At 39.0% G+C, this 24696-nt stretch carries 28 protein-coding genes and 2 pseudogenes; 18 read left to right on the top strand and 12 right to left on the bottom strand.

Going from position 1 to position 24696, the window contains the following annotated elements; translation table 11 throughout:
* Nucleotides 1–142: 142 nt before the first annotated feature.
* From I6N90_RS08265 to glnA, 8 genes are all read left to right on the top strand, one after another.
* The gene (locus I6N90_RS08265; RefSeq protein WP_197935057.1) at nucleotides 143–2593 is read left to right on the top strand and encodes a PBP1A family penicillin-binding protein; all 2451 of its coding nucleotides are present in this window, start codon (nucleotides 143–145) and stop codon (nucleotides 2591–2593) included.
* A 32-nt stretch (nucleotides 2594–2625) separates the two neighbouring features.
* Nucleotides 2626–3273, top strand: coding sequence for a peptidylprolyl isomerase (locus I6N90_RS08260; RefSeq protein WP_232242782.1), 648 nt, complete (start codon nucleotides 2626–2628; stop codon nucleotides 3271–3273).
* 212 nt (nucleotides 3274–3485) lie between these two features.
* Entirely contained in the window at nucleotides 3486–4043 is a 558-nt protein-coding gene (locus I6N90_RS08255) for a DUF402 domain-containing protein (protein ID WP_197935056.1), read from the top strand.
* Entirely contained in the window at nucleotides 4040–4708 is a 669-nt protein-coding gene (locus I6N90_RS08250; RefSeq protein WP_197935055.1) for a YdcF family protein, read from the top strand. The genes I6N90_RS08255 and I6N90_RS08250 overlap by 4 nt, the downstream gene beginning before the upstream one ends.
* Before the next feature lie 97 nt (nucleotides 4709–4805).
* Nucleotides 4806–5780 carry an AAA family ATPase gene (locus I6N90_RS08245; RefSeq protein WP_197935054.1) on the top strand — a complete coding sequence of 325 codons (975 nt, stop codon included), beginning with the start codon at nucleotides 4806–4808 and terminating at the stop codon, nucleotides 5778–5780.
* A 246-nt stretch (nucleotides 5781–6026) separates the two neighbouring features.
* The gene (locus tag I6N90_RS08240; protein ID WP_197935053.1) at nucleotides 6027–7322 is read left to right on the top strand and encodes a methionine gamma-lyase family protein; all 1296 of its coding nucleotides are present in this window, start codon (nucleotides 6027–6029) and stop codon (nucleotides 7320–7322) included.
* A 62-nt stretch (nucleotides 7323–7384) separates the two neighbouring features.
* On the top strand, nucleotides 7385–7795 hold the full coding sequence (locus I6N90_RS08235) for a MerR family transcriptional regulator (RefSeq protein ID WP_197935052.1): 411 nt from the start codon (nucleotides 7385–7387) through the stop codon (nucleotides 7793–7795).
* A gap of 32 nt (nucleotides 7796–7827) precedes the next feature.
* Nucleotides 7828–9156: a type I glutamate--ammonia ligase gene (gene glnA, locus I6N90_RS08230; protein ID WP_197935051.1), complete on the top strand. Its 1329-nt coding sequence runs from the start codon at nucleotides 7828–7830 to the stop codon at nucleotides 9154–9156.
* Nucleotides 9157–9229: 73 nt separating this feature from the next.
* On the opposite strand, the pseudogene I6N90_RS08225 reads toward glnA, so the two are convergent.
* Nucleotides 9230–9523: pseudogene (locus I6N90_RS08225) on the bottom strand (tyrosine-type recombinase/integrase); the annotation flags it as partial.
* Between the two features lie 15 nt (nucleotides 9524–9538).
* On the opposite strand from I6N90_RS08225, the gene I6N90_RS25430 reads away from it, so the two are divergent.
* Complete coding sequence (locus I6N90_RS25430) at nucleotides 9539–9667, top strand: stalk domain-containing protein (protein WP_442950949.1); 129 nt, start codon at nucleotides 9539–9541, stop codon at nucleotides 9665–9667.
* A gap of 741 nt (nucleotides 9668–10408) precedes the next feature.
* Here I6N90_RS25430 and I6N90_RS08215 read toward each other — a convergent pair.
* Together I6N90_RS08215 and I6N90_RS08210 are read right to left on the bottom strand one after the other, a co-directional pair.
* On the bottom strand, nucleotides 10409–10894 hold the full coding sequence (locus I6N90_RS08215) for a hypothetical protein (RefSeq protein ID WP_197935049.1): 486 nt from the start codon (nucleotides 10892–10894) through the stop codon (nucleotides 10409–10411).
* A gap of 831 nt (nucleotides 10895–11725) precedes the next feature.
* Entirely contained in the window at nucleotides 11726–12208 is a 483-nt protein-coding gene (locus I6N90_RS08210; RefSeq protein WP_197935048.1) for a PLAT/LH2 domain-containing protein, read from the bottom strand.
* Nucleotides 12209–13229: 1021 nt separating this feature from the next.
* On the opposite strand from I6N90_RS08210, the gene I6N90_RS08205 reads away from it, so the two are divergent.
* Complete coding sequence (locus I6N90_RS08205) at nucleotides 13230–13679, top strand: hypothetical protein (RefSeq protein ID WP_197935047.1); 450 nt, start codon at nucleotides 13230–13232, stop codon at nucleotides 13677–13679.
* Nucleotides 13680–14072: 393 nt separating this feature from the next.
* Here I6N90_RS08205 and I6N90_RS08200 read toward each other — a convergent pair whose 3' ends face one another.
* From I6N90_RS08200 to I6N90_RS25055, 4 genes are all read right to left on the bottom strand, one after another.
* Complete coding sequence (locus tag I6N90_RS08200) at nucleotides 14073–14282, bottom strand: hypothetical protein (protein WP_197935046.1); 210 nt, start codon at nucleotides 14280–14282, stop codon at nucleotides 14073–14075.
* Between the two features lie 2 nt (nucleotides 14283–14284).
* Entirely contained in the window at nucleotides 14285–14452 is a 168-nt protein-coding gene (locus tag I6N90_RS08195; protein ID WP_197935045.1) for a hypothetical protein, read from the bottom strand.
* A 160-nt stretch (nucleotides 14453–14612) separates the two neighbouring features.
* Nucleotides 14613–15122 carry an ATP-dependent DNA ligase gene (locus I6N90_RS08190; RefSeq protein WP_197935044.1) on the bottom strand — a complete coding sequence of 170 codons (510 nt, stop codon included), beginning with the start codon at nucleotides 15120–15122 and terminating at the stop codon, nucleotides 14613–14615.
* Nucleotides 15123–15379: 257 nt separating this feature from the next.
* Nucleotides 15380–15514: a hypothetical protein gene (locus tag I6N90_RS25055; protein WP_269669466.1), complete on the bottom strand. Its 135-nt coding sequence runs from the start codon at nucleotides 15512–15514 to the stop codon at nucleotides 15380–15382.
* A gap of 185 nt (nucleotides 15515–15699) precedes the next feature.
* Here I6N90_RS25055 and I6N90_RS08180 point away from each other — a divergent pair, with 185 nt between their 5' ends.
* Together I6N90_RS08180 and I6N90_RS08175 are read left to right on the top strand one after the other, a co-directional pair.
* Nucleotides 15700–16341 carry a matrixin family metalloprotease gene (locus I6N90_RS08180; RefSeq protein WP_197935042.1) on the top strand — a complete coding sequence of 214 codons (642 nt, stop codon included), beginning with the start codon at nucleotides 15700–15702 and terminating at the stop codon, nucleotides 16339–16341.
* Between the two features lie 17 nt (nucleotides 16342–16358).
* On the top strand, nucleotides 16359–16910 hold the full coding sequence (locus I6N90_RS08175; protein ID WP_197935041.1) for a hypothetical protein: 552 nt from the start codon (nucleotides 16359–16361) through the stop codon (nucleotides 16908–16910).
* An 80-nt stretch (nucleotides 16911–16990) separates the two neighbouring features.
* Here the strand turns inward: I6N90_RS08175 and I6N90_RS24700 are convergent, their stop codons facing one another.
* The gene (locus I6N90_RS24700; RefSeq protein WP_332262446.1) at nucleotides 16991–17059 is read right to left on the bottom strand and encodes an excalibur calcium-binding domain-containing protein; all 69 of its coding nucleotides are present in this window, start codon (nucleotides 17057–17059) and stop codon (nucleotides 16991–16993) included.
* Nucleotides 17060–17263: 204 nt separating this feature from the next.
* A pseudogene (locus tag I6N90_RS24695) lies at nucleotides 17264–17578 on the bottom strand (NucA/NucB deoxyribonuclease domain-containing protein); the annotation flags it as partial.
* 285 nt (nucleotides 17579–17863) lie between these two features.
* Between I6N90_RS24695 and I6N90_RS08165 the strand changes: the two are divergent.
* Nucleotides 17864–18625 (top strand): restriction endonuclease, encoded by a 762-nt coding sequence (locus tag I6N90_RS08165; RefSeq protein WP_197935040.1) that lies wholly within the window; start codon nucleotides 17864–17866, stop codon nucleotides 18623–18625.
* A 1324-nt stretch (nucleotides 18626–19949) separates the two neighbouring features.
* Here the strand turns inward: I6N90_RS08165 and I6N90_RS25050 are convergent.
* On the bottom strand, nucleotides 19950–20084 hold the full coding sequence (locus I6N90_RS25050; protein ID WP_269669465.1) for a hypothetical protein: 135 nt from the start codon (nucleotides 20082–20084) through the stop codon (nucleotides 19950–19952).
* Between the two features lie 235 nt (nucleotides 20085–20319).
* The gene (locus tag I6N90_RS08160) at nucleotides 20320–21498 is read right to left on the bottom strand and encodes an FAD-dependent monooxygenase (RefSeq protein WP_197935039.1); all 1179 of its coding nucleotides are present in this window, start codon (nucleotides 21496–21498) and stop codon (nucleotides 20320–20322) included.
* A 126-nt stretch (nucleotides 21499–21624) separates the two neighbouring features.
* Here I6N90_RS08160 and I6N90_RS08155 point away from each other — a divergent pair, with 126 nt between their 5' ends.
* Both I6N90_RS08155 and I6N90_RS08150 read left to right on the top strand, forming a co-directional pair.
* Nucleotides 21625–21909: a hypothetical protein gene (locus I6N90_RS08155; protein WP_197935038.1), complete on the top strand. Its 285-nt coding sequence runs from the start codon at nucleotides 21625–21627 to the stop codon at nucleotides 21907–21909.
* Nucleotides 21910–22035: 126 nt separating this feature from the next.
* Nucleotides 22036–22428 carry a DUF4259 domain-containing protein gene (locus I6N90_RS08150; RefSeq protein WP_197935037.1) on the top strand — a complete coding sequence of 131 codons (393 nt, stop codon included), beginning with the start codon at nucleotides 22036–22038 and terminating at the stop codon, nucleotides 22426–22428.
* A 143-nt stretch (nucleotides 22429–22571) separates the two neighbouring features.
* Here I6N90_RS08150 and lexA read toward each other — a convergent pair whose 3' ends face one another.
* Entirely contained in the window at nucleotides 22572–23192 is a 621-nt protein-coding gene (gene lexA / locus I6N90_RS08145; protein ID WP_197935036.1) for a transcriptional repressor LexA, read from the bottom strand.
* 191 nt (nucleotides 23193–23383) lie between these two features.
* Between lexA and I6N90_RS08140 the strand changes: the two genes are divergently transcribed.
* The 3 genes from I6N90_RS08140 to I6N90_RS08130 all read left to right on the top strand — a co-directional run bounded on the left by I6N90_RS08140 (nucleotide 23384) and on the right by I6N90_RS08130 (nucleotide 24687).
* Complete coding sequence (locus I6N90_RS08140) at nucleotides 23384–23761, top strand: LysM peptidoglycan-binding domain-containing protein (protein WP_197935035.1); 378 nt, start codon at nucleotides 23384–23386, stop codon at nucleotides 23759–23761.
* Nucleotides 23762–23941: 180 nt separating this feature from the next.
* Nucleotides 23942–24169, top strand: a complete 228-nt coding sequence (locus I6N90_RS08135; RefSeq protein WP_442950948.1) for a DUF896 domain-containing protein — start codon at nucleotides 23942–23944, stop codon at nucleotides 24167–24169.
* Nucleotides 24170–24180: 11 nt separating this feature from the next.
* Nucleotides 24181–24687: a hypothetical protein gene (locus tag I6N90_RS08130; RefSeq protein ID WP_197935034.1), complete on the top strand. Its 507-nt coding sequence runs from the start codon at nucleotides 24181–24183 to the stop codon at nucleotides 24685–24687.
* The last annotated feature ends 9 nt before the right edge of the window (nucleotides 24688–24696 follow it).

Raw genomic sequence — 24696 nt, 5'->3', positions numbered from 1 at the left:
AGCACTTGTGAAACTTTCTTATATAGTCGTTCGTTTAACTAGATAGCGGTATGCAAGAGCAACCCGCTCAAGACGGGTTGCTCTTGTCGTTTCGTGGTAATGCTAGAATAAACGATGCTGGGAATCACAGGAGGGAGTCATCATGACTGAACAACCTAAAAAAAGGACACCAAAACCTAAAGTGAAGAAAAAAAGACGTATATCAGGTAAAGCTTGGTTTTACGGATTGTTTTTCACAGCGGTAATTGGAATTGTCTGTGGTATTATTGGATATTTGCTAATCATACTGAACGGCGAAAGACTTCTTGAAGAGCATGGCAACAAGTTAGATTTCGGCGAGGCATCTATCATTTACGATGCGAAAGGTAAGGAAATCTCTAGATTATACGATGCTTTGGATCATCGTGAAGTAGCGGAGTTTTCGGAAATTCCGGAAATAATGCGAAATGCGATTGTAGCAACTGAAGATCAACGGTTCGAAACACATTCTGGACTCGACTTTTGGGCTATTGGTCGTGCAGTAGTGAAGGACGTAATTGCTAGAAGTGCTGTAGAGGGCGGTAGTACAATTACCCAACAGCTAGCTAAAAATGTATTTTTGAGCGCTGACAAAACGTTTTTCAGAAAAGCGACAGAAGCATCTATAGCGGTTGCTCTCGAGCAAAAGTTAACTAAAGATGAAATATTAACGATGTATCTAAATCGAATTTATTTTGGTAAAGGTATTCACGGAGTGAAGGCTGCTGCCGATTATTACTTTGGGGTGGAATTATCTGAGCTAGAATTGTGGCAGGCTGCAACTCTTGCAGCAATGCCTAAAGCACCAAACCGCTACAATCCGATTAATCGACCTGAAGATTCGTTGAATCGAAGAGCAGTTGTTTTACAACTAATGTATGATCAAAAGTATATTACGGCTGAAGAGATGGAGCAGGCTAAAGCAGTTGTGTATGAAGCTCCAGCAAATGTTGATGATTTCAAAAATGGCAACTATCATGCGTTTGTTGACTTCGTTATCGAAGAAGCGATGGAGTTAACTCAGAAGACCGAGGAAGAACTTCGTGTAGGCGGATATCATATCTATACAACGCTGGATACGACAGCTCAGGATGCTATGGATAAAGAATTTAACAATCCTGACAACTTTGAAAAAAGTAAAGATGAGCAAATCGTTCAAGGTGCTATGATTATTATGGATCATCGTACTGGTGAAATTAAGGCGCTCTCAGGCGGTCGTGATTATCAAATGAGGGGCTGGAATCGTGTAGAACAGCCTCGCCAACCTGGATCGGCAATTAAACCTATCGTATCCTTTGGTCCGGCACTAGAAACAGGCAAGTTTTTCCCTTGGACGACATTAGCGAATGAGAAAAAATGTTATTCCAATTATTGTCCTACTGATCGTTGGGGCCCAACGCCTGTTTCGATGAAGCAGGCAATGAAGGATTCACGTAACTTAGCTGCAGTATGGCTCCTTAACGAAGCTGGTATTAAGAATTCTGTTGCTTTTGCGGAAAGTCTGGGTTTGACGCTTGAAAAAGAGGATGAGAACCTTGCACTCGCACTTGGTGGAACAACACGTGGTGCATCTCCATTGCAAATGGCTACTGCATATAGCATTATAGCTAATGGAGGGAAATCAGTTGATGCGCATACCATTACGAGCATCACTGGTAAAAACAAGTACAATAAAACGTATAAAGCCCCACCTAGCAAACAATTGATGTCATCTGAAACGGCTTGGTATTTAACCGAAATGATGCAAGCAGTTGTTGAGAAGGGCGGAACAGGAACTAGAGCTAACTTCGGACGCCCTCTTGCTGGTAAAACGGGTACGACGCAGCACGGTATAAAAGGTTATAAAGGTTCAGGAATTAGGGATGCATGGTTCGTTGGTTATACACCTGAATGGACTGCTGCTGTTTGGATGGGTTATGACAAGACAGATATTAACCATATTCTTAAGCGTGGAGGCAACTCTCAAACATCAGCACTATTCGCTAAGGTTATGAAAGCAGCGATGAAAAATGTAGAGAGAGAAAGCTTCAAACGTCCTCAAGGTGCTAAGGAAGATAAGCCGTTAACGAAAGTTGGCAATATAAGTGCAACTTATATTCAAGAAGAAGCTAAAGTACAATTAAGCTGGGACCCTGTTCCTGAGCAAAATATGACATACGAAGTATTCCGTAAAGGAAGCGGCGAAACTGAATTCACTCATTTTGCCGACACGGCTGCTTCTACAACTGTTGATGACTTTAATGTCTTCCCAGGTATGACCTACGAATATTATGTTATCGCTCATGATGCAGCTACCGAAACGAAAAGTGAACGATCAGGTATAACGCAAATTGTTATTCCTGAAATTCCAATTGAGACACCAGTACCACCGACGGAACCTGAGACGTCTATTCCACCAACGGATCCTGAAGGTGGTAACAATGGTAATGAAACGCCAGAACCAACTTTGCCGCCAGAAGAAACGGAACAGCCTGCAACTGGTGACGGTAGTCTAGAAACGATTGATCCAATTGTTCCTCAAAGTACTGCTGAAGGCGGAGAAGCTGGCAATGGGTTAACGACAAATGGAAATTAATCAGCTCTGCAATAGATAGGTGGTTGAAGAAGTTGAAGCTTGATGTAAAACGATATCGTACGATTTTGCTCGTAATTACTGTTATCCTTCTACTCGCTGCATGCGGGTCGAAGGATAGCTTACCAGTAAGCTCAAGTGGGCCGTCGTCAAATGAAATCAAGTTGATGAGCTGGGATAAAACACCTGAGATGTCTATTGATTTAAACAAATCATATAAGGCCAACGTAGAGACAAGTAAAGGCAGCTTTGTTATAGAGCTATATGCGGATGAAGCGCCAGTTACTGTTAATAACTTTGTATTTCTAGCAAAACAAGGTTTTTACGAAGGGATAACTTTTCATTCCATTATTGAATCTTTTATGATTCAAACCGGTGACCCAAAAGGTAACGGAACAGGTAATGCGGGTTATCGTATACCGGACGAGCTCGAGACAGAAAGAGTTTATGAAGAAGGCATAGTAGCAATGTTCAACACTGGATCACCTAATTCGGGGAGTAGTCAATTTTTTATTTGTACAGGCCCTGATGCTGAAAACTTGAACAGACAGCCTAATTATTCGATCTTCGGAAAAGTTGTAGATGGAATGGATATTGTTCGTTCAATATCATCGACACCAGTCAAAAACGGGATGCCAACAGAAAAGGTTACCGTTGTATCGATTAAAATTGAAGAACTATAATGTACAAGCAGTACATGCAGAGACAGTTTCAAGTGAGGGCATTTGCCCTAACAAGGGGCTGTCTCTTTTCATTTCGAAGTTATTTTAGCTAAGGGGCTAGGTTTATTTTCCATGTTCGCTGGAGATGGACGTTAAGATATGGTAATCTTTTTCTATAGAGTGTTTAATCTGGTGCAGTTGCATGTCTAATTGAACGGAAGGGTACGTTCCGTATGAAGAGAAAATTTTCTGATCGAGCGAATTGGCGTCGCATATTGCGAAGAAGCTATTCGTGCTTAGCACTTGATGGAGATGAATTCAAAGGGCTTGTTACTTTTTATCGGATTCATGAACTTAGAGAACCGCTTTGGAAAGAATACAACGGTCGAAGATTATGTTTAGCTGATCGAGGTTATTTGTGGATGCAACATTTTCCTAAAGGCGAGCATTTTGTAGTAACAACGATGTTTGATGATAAAGGTCGTGTCGTTCAGTGGTATATCGATATATGTAAGACACAAGGTTTAACGGAACAGCAGGTACCATGGTTTGATGACTTATATCTAGATGTAGTTGTTCTGCCAAGCGGTGAAGTTTATTTAATGGATGAAGATGAGCTCGAAGACGCACTAAGACAGGGCGATGTTACTGGCAAAGACGCTGCACTTGCACGAAAGACAGCTGGTCGGTTGTTATCAAGCATCCGTAACGGTCGTTTCAGGTACTTTACACTTAGCCTCAGACATCGGAAAAGTTTAGGGGAACGAACGGGGGAGCTAAGCGAATCATGAAGTCTGTACCGAAAAAGAGGAGCAAGCCACGGAAACGAAAGAGAGCTTTTCGACCGTGGCTGCTCTTTTTCCGTTTCATCATGTGGTCATTAGTTGCAGGTATATTTTGGTGTGGTTATTTATATTGGGTAATGAACAACTACAGTGCTAAGGATACCTATCCAAAAGCAGATGCAGGAATTGTTCTAGGTGCAGCTCTTTGGGGTGATACACCAAGTCCTGCTCTTAAGGAACGGTTAGATTTTGCTATTGTCCTGCTCGAAAATGGAACGGTAAAGTCGTTAATTCTTACTGGTGGTGTTGGTGGTAGATCGTCAACATTGTCAGAAGCAGAAGGTATGCGCAACTACTTACTATTAAAAGGTGTAGCAGAGGACAAACTGTTACTAGAAAAAAAGGCTAGCAGCACTTATCAAAATATTGTTTTCAGTAGAAATATCGGAGAGTCGAAAGGTATTAAATCTTATTTAATTATAACGCATGACTATCACGCTGCTCGTGCTAACGAAATTGCTACATTCGCTGGGCTTGAGACAAAAGGTGTTGCTGGTGTACAATCTCGCGTCCTAAATGAATTTTACAACGATACAAGGGAAGTGCTTGCTTTCACCAAGTGGAAGCTGGACTGGCTCACATTTACGTTAGGTCTCCGCTCTCCTGAATAGATGCTGTAAATCTGCTAATATACGTCTACAAGATAGAATAAGCTTGTAGTGCGGTATTCCGCCACAGCTTCTGGACAAAGGAAAGGTGATGCGTCAGATGAATGGACACGTCATATCGGGATCAGGCAATGGAACGACAAGGCCTTCTCGTCAAATTAACGTGGTGCTCAGAAGTCATAATGTGTTCGGGAGCGGTGCTTCCGCTCAAGCACTTGAAGCAGATCCTCTACCCGATGTAAAACCGCTGCCAGCGGTAGATCACTTTGCTGATATTCAAAAGGAACTTGAACCAATGATCGGCATGGAAAATGTGAAATCGCTCGTTTACGAGGTATATGCACTTCTTTATATAAGTCGAATGCGAGCTGAAGCAGGTTTGAATGGTGGTTCACAAGTGTACCACATGATTTTTAAAGGAAATCCTGGCACAGGTAAAACGACGATTGCGAGAATAATTGCGAAGCTTTTTCAAAAAATGGGCGTTTTATCAAAAGGACATCTGATCGAGGTTGAGCGAGCAGATCTTGTAGGAGAATATATTGGCCATACAGCTCAAAAAACAAGGGATCTCGTGAGAAAAGCGCTTGGTGGCGTATTATTTGTTGATGAGGCTTATAGTCTGGCACGTGGTGGGGAAAAGGATTTTGGTAAGGAAGCAATTGACACATTAGTGAAATCAATGGAAGATCACCGCAGCCAATTTGTGTTAATCCTTGCCGGATATCCGCTTGAAATCGATCAATTTTTACTTACAAATCCAGGGCTACCTTCAAGATTTCCAATTCAGATAGAGTTCCCAGATTACTCGGTAGACCAATTACTGCAAATTGGAGAGCTTATGGTGAAAGAACGCGATTATGTGCTGATGCCGCAGACAGTCTTTAAACTACGTCAATATTTGATGCAAGAAAAATTGAATGACATGTTTTCATTTAGCAACGCAAGATTTGTTCGCAATACGATTGAAAAGTCTATTCGACATCAAGCTGTACGGCTTATTAATCACTATTCTAGCTCCATACCTGCTAAAAGTGAACTTATGTCAATACGACCCGAAGATTTGAAGATTTAACTATCCTTTTCTTGTGGCAGTATGAATGTTGTTTGTATGGTATGTCCAAAGCAAAGCGGCAAGTGGATGAGCGGATACTCCGAGCATTCTCTTGCTGAGCTTGCGCGGCTTGCTGGAACTGCTGAAGATGTACTATAGACTTACCTAGGTGAGTCGGACAAGCTTGTTAAAATGGTATATAATAAGTAGGCTTACATTTTGGATATCAATTGAACAACCGTAACAGGATTAAAGGGAGCAATGAACATGAATAACGAACATCAAGTGAATAACCAACTATGGGAAACGTTAGAGCGTTTAGCTGAAGGGGCAGAAGATAAAGCTAACGAAGCTTTCCGCAAAGTAGAGCGGATTGCTGAACGTAATCAGTGGAAAGTAATAGAGGCGTTTAAGCGCCATCAAGTAAGTGATTATCATTTTGCTGGATCAACTGGCTATGGATATAATGATCGTGGACGCGAAGTGCTCGATCTCGTGTATGCGGATGTATTTGGAGCTGAAGCAGCACTTGTTAGACCACATTTTGCATCAGGTACTCATACAATTAGTTGCGCGTTGTTTGGCGTGCTTCGTCCGGGTGATGAACTGCTTTATGTAACGGGCAAACCGTATGATACGCTTCATAAAGTGATAGGCAAGCTGGGTGATGGGATGGGCTCTCTGCAAGATTGGGGAGTCAAATATTCTGAAGTTGCTCTTTTGCCAGAAGGCGGTCTTGATTGGGATCGTATTGAAGGTGCAATTAATGAAAGCACAAAGGTGATAGGGGTACAACGTTCTCGTGGTTATGATTGGAGAGCTTCTTTCACTGTATCTGAAATAGCGGATATTGTTAAAAGGGTTAAATCGATAAAAGCTGACGTTATCGTGTTTGTTGACAATTGTTATGGTGAATTTACAGAGTTAATTGAACCAACGCAGGTTGGTGTTGATCTAATGGCAGGTTCCTTAATTAAAAATCCAGGTGGTGGAATCGCTGAAACAGGTGGATACATCGCTGGCACACATGTTGCTGTTGAAGCTGCTTCTTATCGATTAACGGCACCAGGTATTGGTGGAGAAGTAGGGGCAATGTTAGGGACTACACGCTCTATCTATCAAGGATTATTTCTTGCCCCGCATTTAGTTAGTCAAGCTGTTAAAGGTAGCATTCTTGCTGCTGCATTGTTTGAAGAGCTTGGTTTCGAAACAAAACCGAAATGGCAAGAAACTCGTACTGATCTTATTCAGGCTGTTCGTTTTGGACAAGCAGATCATCTAATTGCTTTTGTACAGGGCATTCAGCAAGCTGCTGCAGTAGACGCACATGTTGTTCCTGAACCGTGGGATATGCCCGGTTATGAGAATGCTGTCATTATGGCGGCAGGAACGTTCATCCAAGGCGGTAGCTTGGAGCTCTCTGCAGATGCTCCAATCCGTGAACCATATATAGCTTACATGCAAGGTGGACTTACTTACGCACATGCTAAGTATGGTGTTCTTACAGCATTAAAGAGGCTCGTAGAGAGCGGATTAATTGTTATCAAACCTTACACAACTTGACACATTTGTAACGTGCAAGATACAATGTAGCTATAAATGAGCAACTGGAAGGTTGATGCGACATGGCTGATGAAATACGCAGAAATATGGCCTTATTTCCGATCGGCATCGTTATGAAGCTGACAGATTTAACAGCCAGACAAATCCGTTACTACGAGCAGCACGAGTTGATTGTGCCTGCCAGAACCGCGGGCAATCAACGGTTGTTCTCGTTTAATGACGTAGAGCGTTTGCTTGAAATTAAGTCTTTGATCGAGAAGGGCGTTAACATCGCAGGAATAAAGCAAGTTATGAATCCGGTTTCAAAAGAGTCGGATGATGCTACTATTGTAGATGAACATTCCGAAGTGAAGCGTCGTGAGATGTCAGATCAACAACTACATCGTTTACTTAAGCAACAATTGATAGAGAAGAGACCAGGTCAAGCTTCAATGATTCAGGGGCAATTGTCCCGTTTCTTAAATAAACGGTAAATGGATGACCGAAACTAAGAGGAGATGATTCTATGAGTTTCACAAAAGAAGATATTAAACGTATAACGCAAGAACAGAATGTACGTTTTATTCGTTTGCAATTTACCGATTTGCTCGGCACAATCAAAAACGTTGAGATTCCAGTTAGCCAATTGGATAAAGCGCTTGATAATAAAATGATGTTTGATGGTTCTTCCATTGAAGGATATGTTCGTATAGAAGAGTCTGATATGTATTTATATCCTGATCTAGACACTTGGGTTGTATTCCCTTGGGTAGCACAAGATCGAGTTGCTAGATTAATCTGTGATATTTATATGCCAGATGGCACACCATTTGCTGGTGATCCGCGCGGTATTTTGAAACGTGCATTGAAAGAAGCACAAGAACTAGGATATTCTGCAATGAATGTTGGTCCTGAACCTGAGTTTTTCCTTTTCAAAACGGATGACCGCGGTGAACCTACAATGGAACTAAATGACCAAGGTGGTTACTTTGACCTTGCGCCTATGGATCTAGGTGAAAACTGTCGTCGTGAAATCGTGTTGACGCTAGAGGAGATGGGCTTTGAAATTGAAGCATCTCATCATGAAGTAGCGCCAGGTCAACATGAGATTGACTTCAAATATGCAGATGCCATTCGTGCTGCGGATCAAATCCAGACGTTTAAACTAGTTGTAAAAACGATTGCTCGCGTTCACGGTTTGCATGCAACCTTTATGCCAAAACCACTATTCGGTGTGAATGGTTCTGGTATGCACTGTCATCAATCGTTGTTCCAAGGCAGTACTAACGCTTTCTACGACGAGAAGGATAAGCTTGGTCTGAGTACGACGGCTCGTCATTATATGGCTGGTATTTTGAAGCACGCACGTGCGATGGCAGCTATTACGAATCCGACTGTAAACTCATACAAACGACTTGTGCCTGGTTACGAAGCACCATGTTATGTGGCATGGTCAGCGAGCAATCGTTCGCCAATGATTCGTATTCCTGCGTCTCGTGGCCTATCAACTCGTGTTGAAGTTCGTAATCCGGACCCAGCAGCTAATCCTTACTTAGCACTAGCTGTAATGCTAAAAGCAGGATTGGACGGTATCGTAAACAAACTTCCATTGCCTGCTCCGACTGACCGCAACATCTACATTATGTCTGAAGAGGAACGTGTAGATGCTGGAATTCCAAGCTTGCCGCTTGATTTGAAGGAAGCACTAGACGAGATGTTAAGAAGCGATATCGTTTGTGAGGCATTAGGCGACCATGCACTAGCTCATTTCTACGAACTGAAAGAGATCGAGTGGGATATGTATCGTACACAAGTTCACCAATGGGAAAGAGATCAATATTTGACTCTTTACTAAGAGGAAGAACCTAGATATAACAAGAGATTAGAGGGTTTATCGTTGGTGGGCATTTTGGGGTACTTTGGAGTTTTTAAGAAAATGCCCCCCGATTGCCCCCCAATATTTTAGAAGTATAAGCTTCAATCTTATCAGTGTTACGTTTCTCAAGTTTACGCGAGATATGAGAATAAACATCTGAAGTAATTTGAATGCTACCATGACCTAACTGCTCCTGAATATATTTCATATCTACTCCTGCTTCTAGCATTAGTACTGCATATGTATGGCGCAGGGAGTGTATAGGAAGATCAGCACGAATTAATATTCGTTCAAAAGCATTAAATAAAGATGATTTAGGCATGTACCTGTAAGTGACCAAGTTGATATAGTTGTTAACGGTGTGCGTCTGGTGCAGAAAGGTACTCTTAAGAACGGTTTTACGTGTGTACCTGTGCGGGCGGTTGCAGAGACGTTAGGGGTAGAGGTGACGTGGGATAACAAGTCGCGAACAGTTCATATTAATAAATGAGTATCTTTTTATTAACAAATTGATCTATTAGTGATAAAATGTAATTGCCAATCGAGTAAGAAAAAAGATTCCTGCGGAACCGATCTAATGATCTTGGGGAAGATTATTGGTTCACCGAAACTCTTTATATGTAATTTTAAAGAACTTTGCAAGATCTAGGAAATCTAGGTGCCATTGAATGGCTAAAGAATCAAAATTATCTGTGTTTCCGCACAGATAATGGGTATTTCCTTACTAAAGGGAATAGGGAAAAGGTCAGGGGTTGCTACCTCCTGACCTTTTTTTTCTATGTGTATGTAATTTGCGCTAATCGTCTAAGGACAAAAACTGCGAATCTTACTGTGCTACATACCGGTGTAGTTCCGAGTAACTGGGGATTGTTAGTCGGTTTGTCTTCACCCTACGCTCATTCTACTTCATAGCCCTAATTTAAGTTACCTATTATTGCGCTTGTGTTTTTTCTTCGTACGACCAGAAGTTCGATCAAATCGATCTATTAATAGAAAGACTAATCTTAACAAATGGTAGGCCAAAACGAGTACGAATATTATGATTTCCATACGTATCCTTTCTGGTTGGTCAGATCGATACGCATTTAAGACGACGTGAAGCCAGTATATCATAAATTATGGATTGATGAATACACCTAAGATCAGTTGCGGAAGTGTTTAGGGCTGAGGTGACGTGGGATGAGAAAACGCGAACGTATGTATCGATAAAGAAATTTATAAGACCCGCCAATTACTCCGGTTGGCGGGTTAGACTTTTAATGCTATTTTCTATTGTTTCTATTCTTTTCAGCGTTTTCTTTTTATGAATGTCAAAAAACATTATCTGTCTAACTTGTTTAGCGGCATCCATTGCATAAACCCCTGCTGCGTAGATTGCTAATGCAATTGTAAGCTTCATAATTGGGAAATACAAACTCATAGAACTACTAGTAATAGAGATAGTTTCAAAGTAGAAATATAAAGAAATACCAGCAGCTAAAAATGAAATTGTGTGAAACACTTTGATAAATGCAATTCCAACAAGACCATTTGGTACGCTGGCTAGAGTTTCTATGTATTCGAGTTCTTTTAATATTACTTTTTTTCTTTTGTTCGATTTATTTATAGATCTTAGGCTGAACCAATCTCTTATTCTGGGGGTATTTACATTTATTAAATATGATGTAGGAAGACCCAAAAGAAAAAACATAAGACCATACAATAGTTCTGTGCTCACTGAATGCTTGCCCCCATAATTGTTAATATTAAATTCCATTATTCGACAATATCTTATCATCATTGTAGCTGTTAGTAAACAGCTGAATTGTGTGAATATCTTGTATCAAGAACGTATGCTTGTATATAATAAGAACAAGTGTTCTTATATAGGTGGTTTGAATGGAGAAGTATATCGGTAGAGTTGTGTAGATCATTTTCAATGATTGTAACGTTGATTAGTCGTATTATCTGATCTGACAGGAAATGTTTTAAGAATGCTCTGAAACTTATGGTGGCGAGGCTGGATTAGGTTGAGTTCGAAGCAAGAGTTTCCTTAAGTTTAATTAGTAATCTCGTAAATATTAGTGTCATTTGTTATTAATGAAAAAAGGGAATTTGAATAACAACGTTAAGAGCATGCCTATACGGGCTGTAGCTGAGATTTTTGATGCCAAGGTTCAATGAGGAGGAAAGACTAGAGTACCCATAGATGGGTAATAGAAAATACACGCTGAACAATTATGGTTGGTGGGTAAACCTCCGCGATGTTAAAGAAAGAAAACATTATTTATAAGTATGTACGGTGCAGATGGTTATCTTGTGAAGTAAACATTGTAATTTTAAATTTTTCTATTAACTTCAATACAATAGTCTAACTTATAAAGTTTTGAATTCGAATAATAAAGGGAATAAATTGTATTTGTCGAAATATAAGGAGGGTGATCAATAAAAGATGAATTCGGAGGAGATGCGTACATCTCAGTCATTCTTATAGTAAATAGGATAGTCCAATCCTGAAATAAAAAAGCTACCCATTAAACGAATTTAATAGGTAGCAAGATAGGTATATTTAGTTAAAAGTAGCTGAAGATGGAGTACCATTACCACCGATCCATGTATTTATATTAAATGTCTTTTTATGAGTACCTCCCAAAGCGACTTTTACAGATTCTAGTCTCCAAGCTGCATCTTCAAAGATGCTGGCTGCCCCATCGTGGTAGATTGTAATGCTGCTAATAGCTCCGAGGTCGATTTGCGATTGGACAGAATATAAGTGGGTAGTATTTCTCTCAAAATCATTATGGCCGGGTGAATCAAGTGGTGTTATCAAAGTTGATCCGTTGGCTCCACTTATCACGATATCAATACCTGAGTCAGTACCTGCTTTGGAGACATCAGCAGTTTTAATTTCCAGAATGTAATAATAATTGACGTTGTTATTTAAAGGTGAAACTTGATCAGAGCTTTGAACATTTTCTGCCGCAAATGCACTTGTACCTGTTAACGCAAAAGCTATTCCGAATGCAGTCATGATCTTAGAAATCTTCTTCATAATGTAACCCTCCTTCAGATTTTAAGTTTTTTTGAAACAATTTCATTTTATCATTATGGGAATTAATTCAAAATGGTATAAAAGTATTAAAAAGAGAAAAAATGGTAGTCACAAAGTTACGTAATGATATACCGATTCTGTCATAATCGAAGGTTTTATGTAGAATGTTTGGATTTAGTGATAAATTAAATGAAATTTCAATACCTATTTTAGTATAGAAGGAGTCAATGCAATTTGAAAACAAATATTACTATCCCACATTAGAAAACATGTTGGCTTCTCAAAATAGGTGACTAGGTGAGCTAGCTTTCCCTTATTAAAGACGATGTCTCTATCAACAATGATTGCCTTATACCCCTTCCCTTTGTATTGAAAATCTATGTGACCAATCGATCTTTATAGAACACTTTTAAATCCTGACTAAAACCTGCGTTAAGCGCAATCCATCCTTCGAATGTCGATCCATTCTAAAATTATACGGAATGCTCTCGTCATTCCCTTCATCATAGCCTCCATAATTACACCATGTATCCCTCCGTATACGTTGTAATTTCCTTAATCACTTGTATTGTAAGTTTTATTTTTCTTTTTAGAATTAAAAATCCTAAGTACAAAGCATCGCGAAGGAAAAAAGTTGATCTTTTTGCCACATTTTTCACTCTGTCGTTAATTTTCTTTAATTCATTCTGTTCTCAGTCTTATGAATATCACACAATCTTTTTAACAGGAGGAACTAAAAGTAGCTCAGAATTGATTAATCCTATATATACTAAGCAGCGACCGGGTCATTTTTACTTTTTATACACCAATAATAGTTCTGGTTTTAAAAGTTCAAAAGGGATGTATCGAAATCATGAGAAGGAGTATGCAATTAACGCATTTAAAGAAATGAAAATCCTTTTACAAGCGAAGAGATAACAGATGAAATAGATGTTACTTATGCTAATTCAGAGTTTGCCGTTTTTCAACGTCTGATCCCCTTGAATTACAAAAAAGTAATAATGCATTCGGAAAAAAAGTATTGAATGAATCAAAACATAATGCTGTAGTGGTAGCTGAATCAATTCTTGGCAAGAAACTTCCAGAGGATGTTCTTGAGAATGCTAATAAGAAGTTTCAAGAATACTCTGCTGGTATGATGATCACATTGGAACTTATCCAACAATTCGGTGAAGAAGATCTCTTAAAAGGTTACAGAATATGTGGAACAGGTACAATAGACACTGATGGTAATATCGGTCGCATAGGTGGATTAAAAATGAAACTAATCGCTTCCGATAAACTCCACGAAAAAAAAGAAGAGCGTAAGTTTAATTACTTCTTTGTTCCAAAGGTTCAATTTCCTACAGCTATTAAGATTGCTGAAACCGAAGGCCTTGAAATAGATATTGTTCCTATCGAAAACATTTCAGAAGCACTTGAGTTTCTAAATAATTTAGTCCCAAAACCTTGGTTAATAAATGAGGAATAGGGTAGGTGATGTTAAGGAGGGAATACTTCTAATTTTAGTCGGTGGAGTTACTGTATTGACACATCAACTTATAAAGCAAACTATAAAGATAAGATAGACATGAGGAAGCCCGCCGACCGTAATTTGGTTAGCGGGCTTTTATTGTTTTGAGAGCATACTTAATTTATCGTATACTCTTTTTATAATTTTAAAGATTATGTAGAATGTAATAGGTACAACAGATAAGATCAAGAGCAATAACATATCAACCAACATCCAATCTAAAATCACTTGTATTTTCCGATCATATCATCACTATACATAATTGTATAGGTGCAGTGTAGTGGAAAACGCAATTATTTTACAAATAAAAACCCGCTGACCGAGAATAGGTGGCGGGGGAAGTTCCTATCTTTATTTATCCGTGTGTTCCTCGATGTATTCCCTTGCTTTCTCCAAGGTATCGACAACCTCACTAGACTCGTATTCAAGCCACTCTGTAGCTTCATCAGGGGTCATCTTGCCGTACATTATATTTCCAACAACAAGTTCTAATTCTTTTGAGGACTTATCAATTTCATCAATCAAAGCCTCTTGCTCAGTTGATTTATCATGTTTTGACATGCTTAAACTCCTTCTAGATCATCTATTTCGTATTCCGCTATGTGTTTAAACTTACCGCGGCTCATAATCTTTTCGAGCGTCCATTCCACTTCAACACTTCTACCATTGATGTTATGTATTCGTCCAACTTTCTTGTCACCACGTAAGCGTACAGGGTCGCCTTCTCTCATTCGGCACCAAATCCAATCAATTTAGGTTGACGTAAAATACCGCCGTCAGAAAACTCAAGTGCTGTTACACGGCACGGGAAAGTAACTCCAAGCCAAACAATATCAGACTTTTTCATCCCAGCAGATAGAGAGGGAAAGGGGCATATTTATGCTTCTTTGCCTAGACGTAAGGGCTATCTAAGCGCTTGGAAATAATACCTTCCCATTCACGTGTGTTTACCCACTCCCAAAGAGCAGGACCGTCATGCATCAGGTCAGTTACAAATAGCCGCGGTGTTTTGACTGGCAACCTTTCTGCAAGCTTAGCAAACCGATCCTTGAAAGGTAGTTGGCGAATATCCTCACCGTCGTCATAGAGCATGTCAAACGCCACAAAAATGAGATTATCATCAAACTTCTTACGGTTAACGCCAACTAAGACTCGCTGGAAGTTTGGTCGTTTGCCATCAAAATAAGCAATTTCACCATCAAGGACACAAGCTCCAATCCTTAGAGGGCTCAGTAGCTCAACAATCTCGGGGAAGCGGTCATTTCGCGGTACAACACGCTTTGAAAATATCTCAACTCCGCCGTTTCCGTCTAGCCTAACCAGTGTTCTTACACCATCCCATTTGATTTGGTAACCCCATTCTGGACCAGTCGGTATAACAGGTGAGGTCCTGGGGGCCATAGGCACAGAAGGGAGCTGCATCATGATACATTATCCTTCGCTTTGCTTTTAGTTTTCCTCTTTTGCTTTTTAGGCGCAGATCCATCTGTTACTGTTGGTGCTTTAGTAGCATCGAGGCTTGCTTGTAAAGCAGTCATTAAATCAATTACATTTGAACGTCCTTCTGATGTTGGGGCTGAGACGATATCAATACTTTCGCCAGCAATCTTTTGCTCGATCAGATTAGTTAAAGCTAACCGGTAATCATCAGTAAATTTTTATGGATCAAACTGCTCACTAAGCTGCTCCACAAGTGCTTTTGCCATAAGTAGTTCTTTTTCATTTATAGTAGCAGTAACAGTAGGCAGGTTTGGTACTTGAGATAAGGATCGGATTTCATCGGGAAAATGCATTGTCTCCAAGCAGATACAATCCCTTTAGTATTTTTTACAATTTGTGCATGATCTGTTGTTTTATCCAAAATTTCTATACAGGTAACTTTAAAGTGCCTTCTTGTTGTTCTTACAGAATTTGTTTAATCTAGCTTTAAGTCGACGATTACAAAACCTATTTAGTGTCTCAGGAGGGAAGCTAATTCATGAAGAGTATCATGAAAAATTACGGTTTTCGATTTCTATTATTTTTCTCCTTAGTTGTTGTATTCTCATTTTCTTCAACAGTAAACGGCGCAAATTACATTCTAGGCGGAAAGATGGAAAATGGTATTAGTGATGGTCAGTTCAGAAATAATGCATCACCTAGTGTGACAGTACATGGAGTTACAATAAATATGGAACAAACTGCTGAGGGTGCAATGAATGCATGGAATAATCTTACTGAAGCGTATTATGCGGATTGGACTGTTAATCCCACATTTAACTCGTACATTTTAGCGTATGGAACCAACTACGGAAACACATTGGTAAACGGGTGGGCAGAGTTGTATGCTGCAGAAACTAGCACAGATCCTATGAATCCTGGTCCTGGAGGGGCAGGTTCTATAACCGAAGATTGGTACTATGCGGTAGTTTATGGGAATGCATATCATATGACTGATGGCACCCCAATGACATACGATCAACGTAAAGCGGTTTACATGCACGAAATTGGACATGCGTTAGGATTAGATCATGCATCTGTCGGAGTGGCATCTGTTATGAGAGACGAGGCGCAACGACATGCAAACAAATGGTATACACTACAACCAGATGATATCAATGGCGTAAATGCACTTTACTAAAGTACAGAGGTGATCAGATGAGACGTTTGTTTAGTAGTTTAATTGTTGTTGCTCTTCTTTTGGCAGGGTGTTCAAATGTGGATAGTGATAAAAACGTTGTAGATGCCCCACAAGTTAATTACGCAATGTTAGATTTAGCAGAAGAATATAAAACACTGGATGTGATGAAACAAAAATCACCATTAATTGTCGAAGTTAAATTGACTGGTGAATCTGAAAAAATCAAATATGAAGGGGCGAACTTTACACTCTCTAGCGCGCAAGTGTTGGATGTTGTAAAGGGCGAACAAAAGTATGAAGGACAGACAATTAAGATTTTTGAGATTGCAGCATTCAATATTCATTTAACGAAGAATAGTGATAGATTTCTATTGTTTTTAATTCCATATGAGGGTCCTGTTACTTCGACAGGATTCGTAATCTCAGGTGTTTATCAAGGTAAGTTTGAAGTGCAAGGGAATAATAAATTAAAATACGATGCGGTGAACTACAATGGCATCGCACCATTCCAAAAAGGAATTAATAATAGTGATCTAGATGCATTCAAAAGTAAACTTAAATTAAAATAAAAGTAAAAACCCTAGAGGACTTGACTCCCCTAGGGTTTTTTCAAGTATAAAACCGACCGAAGGCGGTCTAATAAGAAATACTATTCGCAAGCTACTCCGTCACCGTCACGATCAAGCTTGTTACTGTAACCTGGATCTCCTTCGTAAATTGGATCAGCTCCGGCATCCCTAACAGCCGTACAGTTTTTATAATATACTTCCGTCTCGACCTTTGGAGTAGGGGTTGGCTTTGGTTTTGTTGTAGGTTTAGCAGTTGGCTTTGTAGTCGGTTTTGGTGATGGCTGAACCGTTGGTTTAATAGTAGGCTTAGCAATTGGCTTAGGCGACGACTTAACAGTAACAGCTGGTTTAGCTACAATAAAGAGTATCTTAGTTCCGTCGGGATAGTCAGTTAGTTGATTACCGACCCAACTACCTGATCCGCGGTTGTCGCTTGATTCTACATATGCAACATCTGCTCCTTTACCGCCCTCGGTACACATTGCCATAGGCCACTCGTCCCGATCAAATCCTTTCTTTGTTTCAATTCCTTTTAAAGATTCCTCACGGTTCTCATCGGAGCCATTTCTATCTATGGTACAAATGTTTGATTCTCCATTTTCAATTGCTTTAATAATGTGCTTAGCAGTCTCAGGGTACTTATCGCTTGGAAATATAAGTTCGTGGTCGTGCTCTTTTTTGTACAGTAGTAGCTGCAGTTGTAGAACTGGTACTAGCTTGTGCACTGCAAGCAGATGTGACTAGCATTACAGCTAATAATAAACCATAGAATCTCTTCAAAATTCGATTACCCCTTTAAAATAGTTTATGTAATTAATAATCTATAACAATTTGAGATTATTGGCGATATGTGGAATTAATAGTTTAAGGAGTAAACGGTGCTAAAGACCTATCTTTTAAGTTGTAATCAGTTATAATAGACGATAACAAATAATGTTGGGAGTTTTTAGGTGATGGCTAGAAGAAGGAAAAAGGATGAACTCGATCCTTTGCAAAGTCTAATTTTATTATTGGTGTTTGGAAGTTTTATAGGGGGATATTACTTATTTAAATCATTGCTTATTTCTTCAATTTTTGCTGGAGCGATTCTAGGTGTTTATTTAACAAGTGTAATTATACTCAACCGGAAGAACAATGAACGACTAAGAAGATCAGGTATTACTGACATCGATAAAATGGATGGACGTAGGTTTGAACTATACTTAGGTCACTTGTTCGAAGCGCAAGGCTACAAAGCTGAAGTAACTCAGTCTTCTGGTGATTATGGGGCTGACTTGGTAATCTCTAAGAATGGAAAGAAGATAGTTGTCCAAGCCAAACGTTATAGTAAAAATGTCGGCCTAAAGGCAGTTCAAGAAATTCATACAGCCTTGGCTCACTATAAAGCTGCTGAAGCTTGGGTTGTAACGAATAGCGACTATACGGAACAAGCATATAACTTAGCTAAGTCAAGTGGAGTCAAACTTATCAATCGTAAGCTACTAATAGAGATGATTCTTGCTATTAACTCCGAACCTCAGACATTAGTTGCAGTTGCTTTAGAAGAACCGGTTGTTCCAGTTTATGAACCTGAAGAGGATGTAATCGAAGAACCTGAGGATCTTGATTGCCCGAAATGTGGTTACTTACTGGTTAAACGTAAAAGTAGTCGTGGTGAGTTCTACGGTTGCTCTAACTTCCCTAAATGTAGACATACAATGAACTTGAATACTTAGTCAAATCAATAACTCTTACTATAAAATGTAGGGGTTATTTTTTAGTCATTAACAAGAACGTATGTTTGTAGTATAATGAGAACAAATGTTCTTTAAATGGAGACTATGTCTTGCAATTTACTGAGGCGAAAATAGATGAAGTGTCACCTGATTTAATGATGAGTATCTTTGAAATAATCGAAGAATCAAAACGTAAGGGAGGAGAAAGGATTAATTTTGTTGATCCGAATACCGAGAAATAAACGAAGTCAATTAAAATCTTTGACTCCGTTTAACTTCAGATAATAATGCCCCCCAAAATGCCCCCCTAATGCCCCCCAATTTATAATACGATATGAAATGGTATGACATTTGTAGATTAAATAAGTAGATTATTAGCCATTATGCAATGCTTTGAATTGATATAAAATCATGGTATATAAATCGTACACAAGTTCACCAATGGGAAAGAGATCAATATTTGACTCTTTATTAGAATAATTAAAGCAGTACCGAAAATGGTTTCGGGGGAGTACATTGGGAGGCAAAACTGATTGGTAATCAGTTTTACCACCCAGGTGTCCCCCGGAGCCTTTTTTGTTTGCAATAAGGTCTGTACTTTTTGATAAGTTAAAAAGTACTTATTGAATATAAAGACTTACCAGAGGAATGAGATGTAGGGGCTATTTTCAAAACTCATCAAGAGTCTGCTACCGAATATAATCTTAAAGAAAAAAAACCACACACTGTGGGTTATCTTGATTCTACATCTCACTGTAACTTTTCCATAATCTTTCAGAGAAATTGTCCAGCGTCATGAAGCCAACAACTATAAACATTAGTATAAGACAAAGAATGACTAAAACCAAAACCAGTAACTTGGACTTTTTTTCATAGAAAACCTTTCACTGGAAAACAGTGTATTAATTATACAAAGAGATGAATAATAACACAAGTGAGTATTATACTAATTTGTTCTACTATTATAAGATAGAATGCGAAATGAATTAGTAGATACTGCCAAAGAATGATGCCCTCCAATGTATATACGATAAGAAATCGTATAACATTTTTAGATTAAAAGATCGATTTTTAACTATTATGCTATGCTTTGAAATGATATAAAAGATAGGTATACAAACCGCTCACAAGTTGGCCAATGGGAAAGAGATCTAAATTCGACTATTTATTAGATTAATCACAGCAGTACCGATAAAGGTTTGGGGGTAGTACATTGGGGGGTCAAAACTGATTGTTAATCAGTTTTGACCCCCATGTGCCCCCGAAGCTTTTTTGGTGTACAGTAATGTCTATACTTTTAGAATAGCTAAAGCGTAATTATGGACTATAACAGACTCACCACTGGAGGTGGGGTTTCATCTTCTGATTTTGCTTTGAGGAGTGACTGTAAAACTAATGCTGAACCAGCAGCTGTAACTACAGCCGCAATTATAAGAAGAGTGTCAGCGTCCAATTTCATCGCATTAACCTCCGATGTTTTTTTCACATTTATATGCGAATACCTATTGAATTTGATTGGGCTATTTCAGTAAGATGAAGCGATGGCAAATGGGAGTGTGAACGATTTTAATATCGTTCGCATATTCAGATTTTTTACAGACGTTTGCTTTGGTTGAAACGGCAAATATTTTTCTATGAGTAACTTAAAGTTAATAAACTACGAGTTATTATATTTTTAAAAAAATAACTTTATATCACAATATAGGCGGATCATAACCAACAACTGGATGTAACCGAGCAATAAAAAACTTATCTACGGCTACTCGAAATGCGGCATTCCTAATAGTTAGTGCGAGTGGAGACTCTAATTGCATAAGCCGCCCCATAAGGCGCGATTGACGGACGATCTTACTGACACGTTGAATGCGTAATTTTTCAAATGCTTTTAAGGATTCAACTAAAGTTGTTCCTATAGGTTTGTTTTTAAGCAGATCGGCAAGTACGACAGCATCCTCCATCGCTTGTGCTCCACCTTGCCCTAAGTTAGGCAACATGGGATGTGCTGCATCCCCTAGTAGAGTTATTCGACCTTTACTCCAATTACTTAGCGGTGCTAGATCGTAGATAGAATGAGACAAAATATCCGAGGTTGAGGTTGCTTCTACAACTGAGGGAACTGGTGAATACCAGTTCTGAAACTTTTGAAGAAGGAGTTTCTTATGTTCTTCTGGTGTAAAGTGAGCACGCTGTCCTTCTGGTTCATTTATTGCAGCAAACCAAAAGATACGTCCATTACCAAGGTGAGAAAATCCAAAACGAGCGCCTTTGCCAAGCGCCTCAAATCCTCCACCGGCCGCGAGTGGATAACGCGGGTCCTCGAAGCTACCTATGCCTCGTATCGCTCTATAGCCTGAATAACGAAGTGAGCTGTGACCAAAAAGTTGGTCACGGATTTTAGAACGGTAACCATCAGCAGCAATTAAAAGATCGCTGTATGTACTCGTTCCATCGGGAAAGCGAACCTCAACTCCATCGTTATTCTCATCCACTTCAGCGAAACTTTTCCCCAAATGGACACTAACGCCAATATGTAAACAATGTGAATGTAAAATGGATTGCAATTTACCACGATGAATGAGATAACTCGGTGTTCCATAACGTATCGCCTGTTTATCAACTGGTAAGCTTGCTAAAAGATTTCCGTCCCACGAACGAAGCTCGGCTACTCCGATGGGTGTTCCTTCTTCCTGTATATGTTTAGCTATGTCAAGACTCTTTAATGCCCTCATAGCATTTGCAGCGAGCACTATACCGGCCCCGTTCTCTATCAGTGTTTCATTTTGTTCAAATACAGTAACATCCCAGCCTACCTTTCGAAGTGCAATTGCACAACTTAACCCGCCAATACCACCACCGATTACAATTGCATTCATAATTACTCTCCTTTATTATTGCTAATCTATTGTTGATTAATTATACACCTAACAACTTTATATTTGTGTTAGTGTAAAATGATAGAAATAATTGAAATAATAGATTACTGGAGAGGAGCTTCATTTATGAATGAAAGATTAACTACAATTATGTCCCTGTTAAAAAAGCTGACTGAGGAAGAAAATCAATTAGTCAGAACAAATTTGCCGAGAATATTTGGGAAAAAGATGGAATTTTTTGACGAAGAACTGCCTTTACTTAGTGACGATGAAATGGACATTATAATAAAAGTTTTAAATGGTATGATTCTTACAAAAGAATATGCACCTAAAATTGATGAGGAGTTTGAACGATTAAAGGATACCGAGTTGCCTAGTAAAGTAGAATTTGGTCGATTAGATGTAATGTGATTGATCAATATTACACAAATAAGGTGTACGATTTCATTTAATCGCCTCGTGGTACTGTAAGCAGGATAAAATTTTCAAAATGTTAAATAAATCTATTATTTCAAAAATAAGAGAGGGTGTTTGTGCGTGGGAGCATGGGGTCATGGTAATCTTGAAAATGATACTGTACTGGATTGGGTAGTGGATCTCTTAGAAGCGCAGGATTTGGAATTAATCTCAGAAGCTATCGAAATGGTGCATGATGGAAAATATATAGATGCAGACACCGCATCAATTGCTCTTGGAGCTATTGATATATTGGCTGCTATGCACAATAAACCGGGGCAAGAAGGATATGAAGAAGATCTAGAAGAGTGGATCAGTCAACATAAAGGCCAAGGGACTGAACTATTATTACCAGCTAAGAAAGCACTAGGAAAGATATTAATAGATTCCGAACTGAAAGAGTTATGGGAAGAAACCGATAGTTTCGATGAATGGGTATTGACGATTAATGAATTAGAAGGAAGATTACTCTAGTGTAAAGATGTTCAACTAGTCGAGTGCTTTGTCGCTCACGAATGGTTATTTGACCGAACTAAATGTATACAAATAATAACATATTGTACATATAAAAAGGGCAGCTCTCACGACAAATTGTCGGAAGAGCTGCCCTTTTTGAATTAATGAATATCGCGGAAGAGTCCAACTACTTTACCAAGAATACTCACATTATGTAGACGAATTGGCTCCATAGTGGAGTTCTCAGGTTGTAAGCGAATATGATCTTTTTCTTTGTAGAACGTCTTTACAGTAGCTTCGTCATCTTCTGTCATTGCTACAACGATGTCGCCGTTATTAGCTGTCTGTTGCTGACGGACAATAACGAGATCACCGTTATGGATACCAGCTTCGATCATACTTTCACCAACTACAGTTAGGATAAACACGTTATTATCTCCAACAAAGTGTGAAGGTAAAGGGAAGTAATCTTCTATATTCTCAGTTGCAGTAATTGGGACACCTGCAGTAACTTTACCGACGATAGGAACTTGGGAGACTGGAAACGGAATAACATTGTTTTCGTCTTCTTGGTTCAATATCTCAATAGCCCTTGGCTTAGTTGGATCGCGTCGTATAAATCCCTTTTTCTCCAAACGGTCTAGATGTCCGTGTACCGTCGAGCTGGAGAGTAGGCCTACAGCTTCTGCAATTTCTCGGACAGAAGGTGGGTACCCTTTGTCTCGAACTTCTTGCTTAATAAATTCAAGTATCGAATTTTGCCGCTTGGAAATCTTCGACAATTCCATCAACTCCATTCGTTATGTTGTGTCAAATTATAACACAGAACCGAAGTTCGTACAAACATAAGTTCTCAAGCACATAAGTTCGTGTTTCTGAAATATTTACAAACACTTGTTCTATTTTAGTGTTGACTACAAACATTTGTTCGTGTTAATCTAAAAACAGAACAAATGTTTGGGAGGCGCTCAATATGATAATATTAAATCAAGGTACTTATCGGTCCATACATACGGAGTCAATACTAACGGTTGATCCTACACATAAATTAACGACTTTTCGTTTAATTAAGCGACATGGGGCTAAAATAATTGTAGTACTCATGATTGCTTTGCTTGTTTTTACTAGTTTTTTACTTATGGGAACTTCAGCATCAGGTACAGATAGGCTTCAGGCAGAGGAGATTTTGGTTACTGTTAGTAGTGGAGATACGCTTTGGGAAATTGCGAGACGTCATGCAAGCAGTGGCGATGATATTGGCTTTATCGTCTATAAGATAAAACATAGGAACAACTTAGAGACTGTCACTATTAAACCTGGTCAAAAGCTTATCATTCCTAATCTAAATTAGCTATTGGTTAGAGTAATAAGATGTACATCATATAACATCATTAATTCAGTTAAGAGCGTAATGGCCCCTGAGGAGGTCAACACGCTCTTTTTGCGTTATAAACATGTCATTAAAGCGTATCTAATAGCGCTAGAACCTTGACAATTGAACCTTTGAAATGTCAAAGTAGGGAGTAGAGTGTTGACAGCTAGAGAGGGGTGGAAAGAAACGATGGAAATGGATAAAATAATTGCTCGCATTAACGAGCTTTCTCGTAAAAATAAATCGGAAGGTCTAACTGAAGAGGAAACAACTGAAAGAGATCATCTCCGAAAACTTTATTTGATCAATTTCAAAGGTAACCTTAAGCAACAGTTGGATTCCATCAAGTATGTAGAAGACGAGCAAGAAGACAATATCAAACAGTAGGGGGAAAAGTTTTGTCACGTTCATGGGAGCGCAAAGTTCGTAAAAATATGAGTAAAATCAATAAAGATCGTAAAAAAAGTGGTACAGGTCAAATCGTATTTAATGCTGAGAAAACCGATACTTTTAAAGGTAGAAATATAATGGCTCCTATTCTGATTCTCGCTTTTGTAACTATATTTACAATTGTATCTCCACTTAACCCAAACTTTAAGTTTACTACGATGTTCTGGGTTACAATTGGACTTTACATTGGACTTGCTGCTTTACTGTATTTCCGCAAACCTTACCTCACAATAGGCAAAGATTATGTCGTCTCCCGACGCTTCGGTGGACACAAACGTCTAGGTACGGATGCGCTTAAAGGTTTCCGTTTACAAAATGGATATGTGATTGTTCTCCCGAAAAAGGGTGGACCATGGACTTTTTCTCGCCTATTGAACCGTTTCCCTACAGATGACATGACAGTAAAAGTAAAAGCTTTTGCCGCAACACACGGACTTGAAATTGACGAAAAATAATGAATTAGG

Source organism: Paenibacillus sp. GSMTC-2017 (assembly GCF_016019935.1).
Classification (GTDB): domain Bacteria; phylum Bacillota; class Bacilli; order Paenibacillales; family Paenibacillaceae; genus Pristimantibacillus.
The sequence above is the reverse complement of the archived record's forward strand: the minus strand, read 5'-3'. Positions and strand labels throughout refer to the sequence as shown.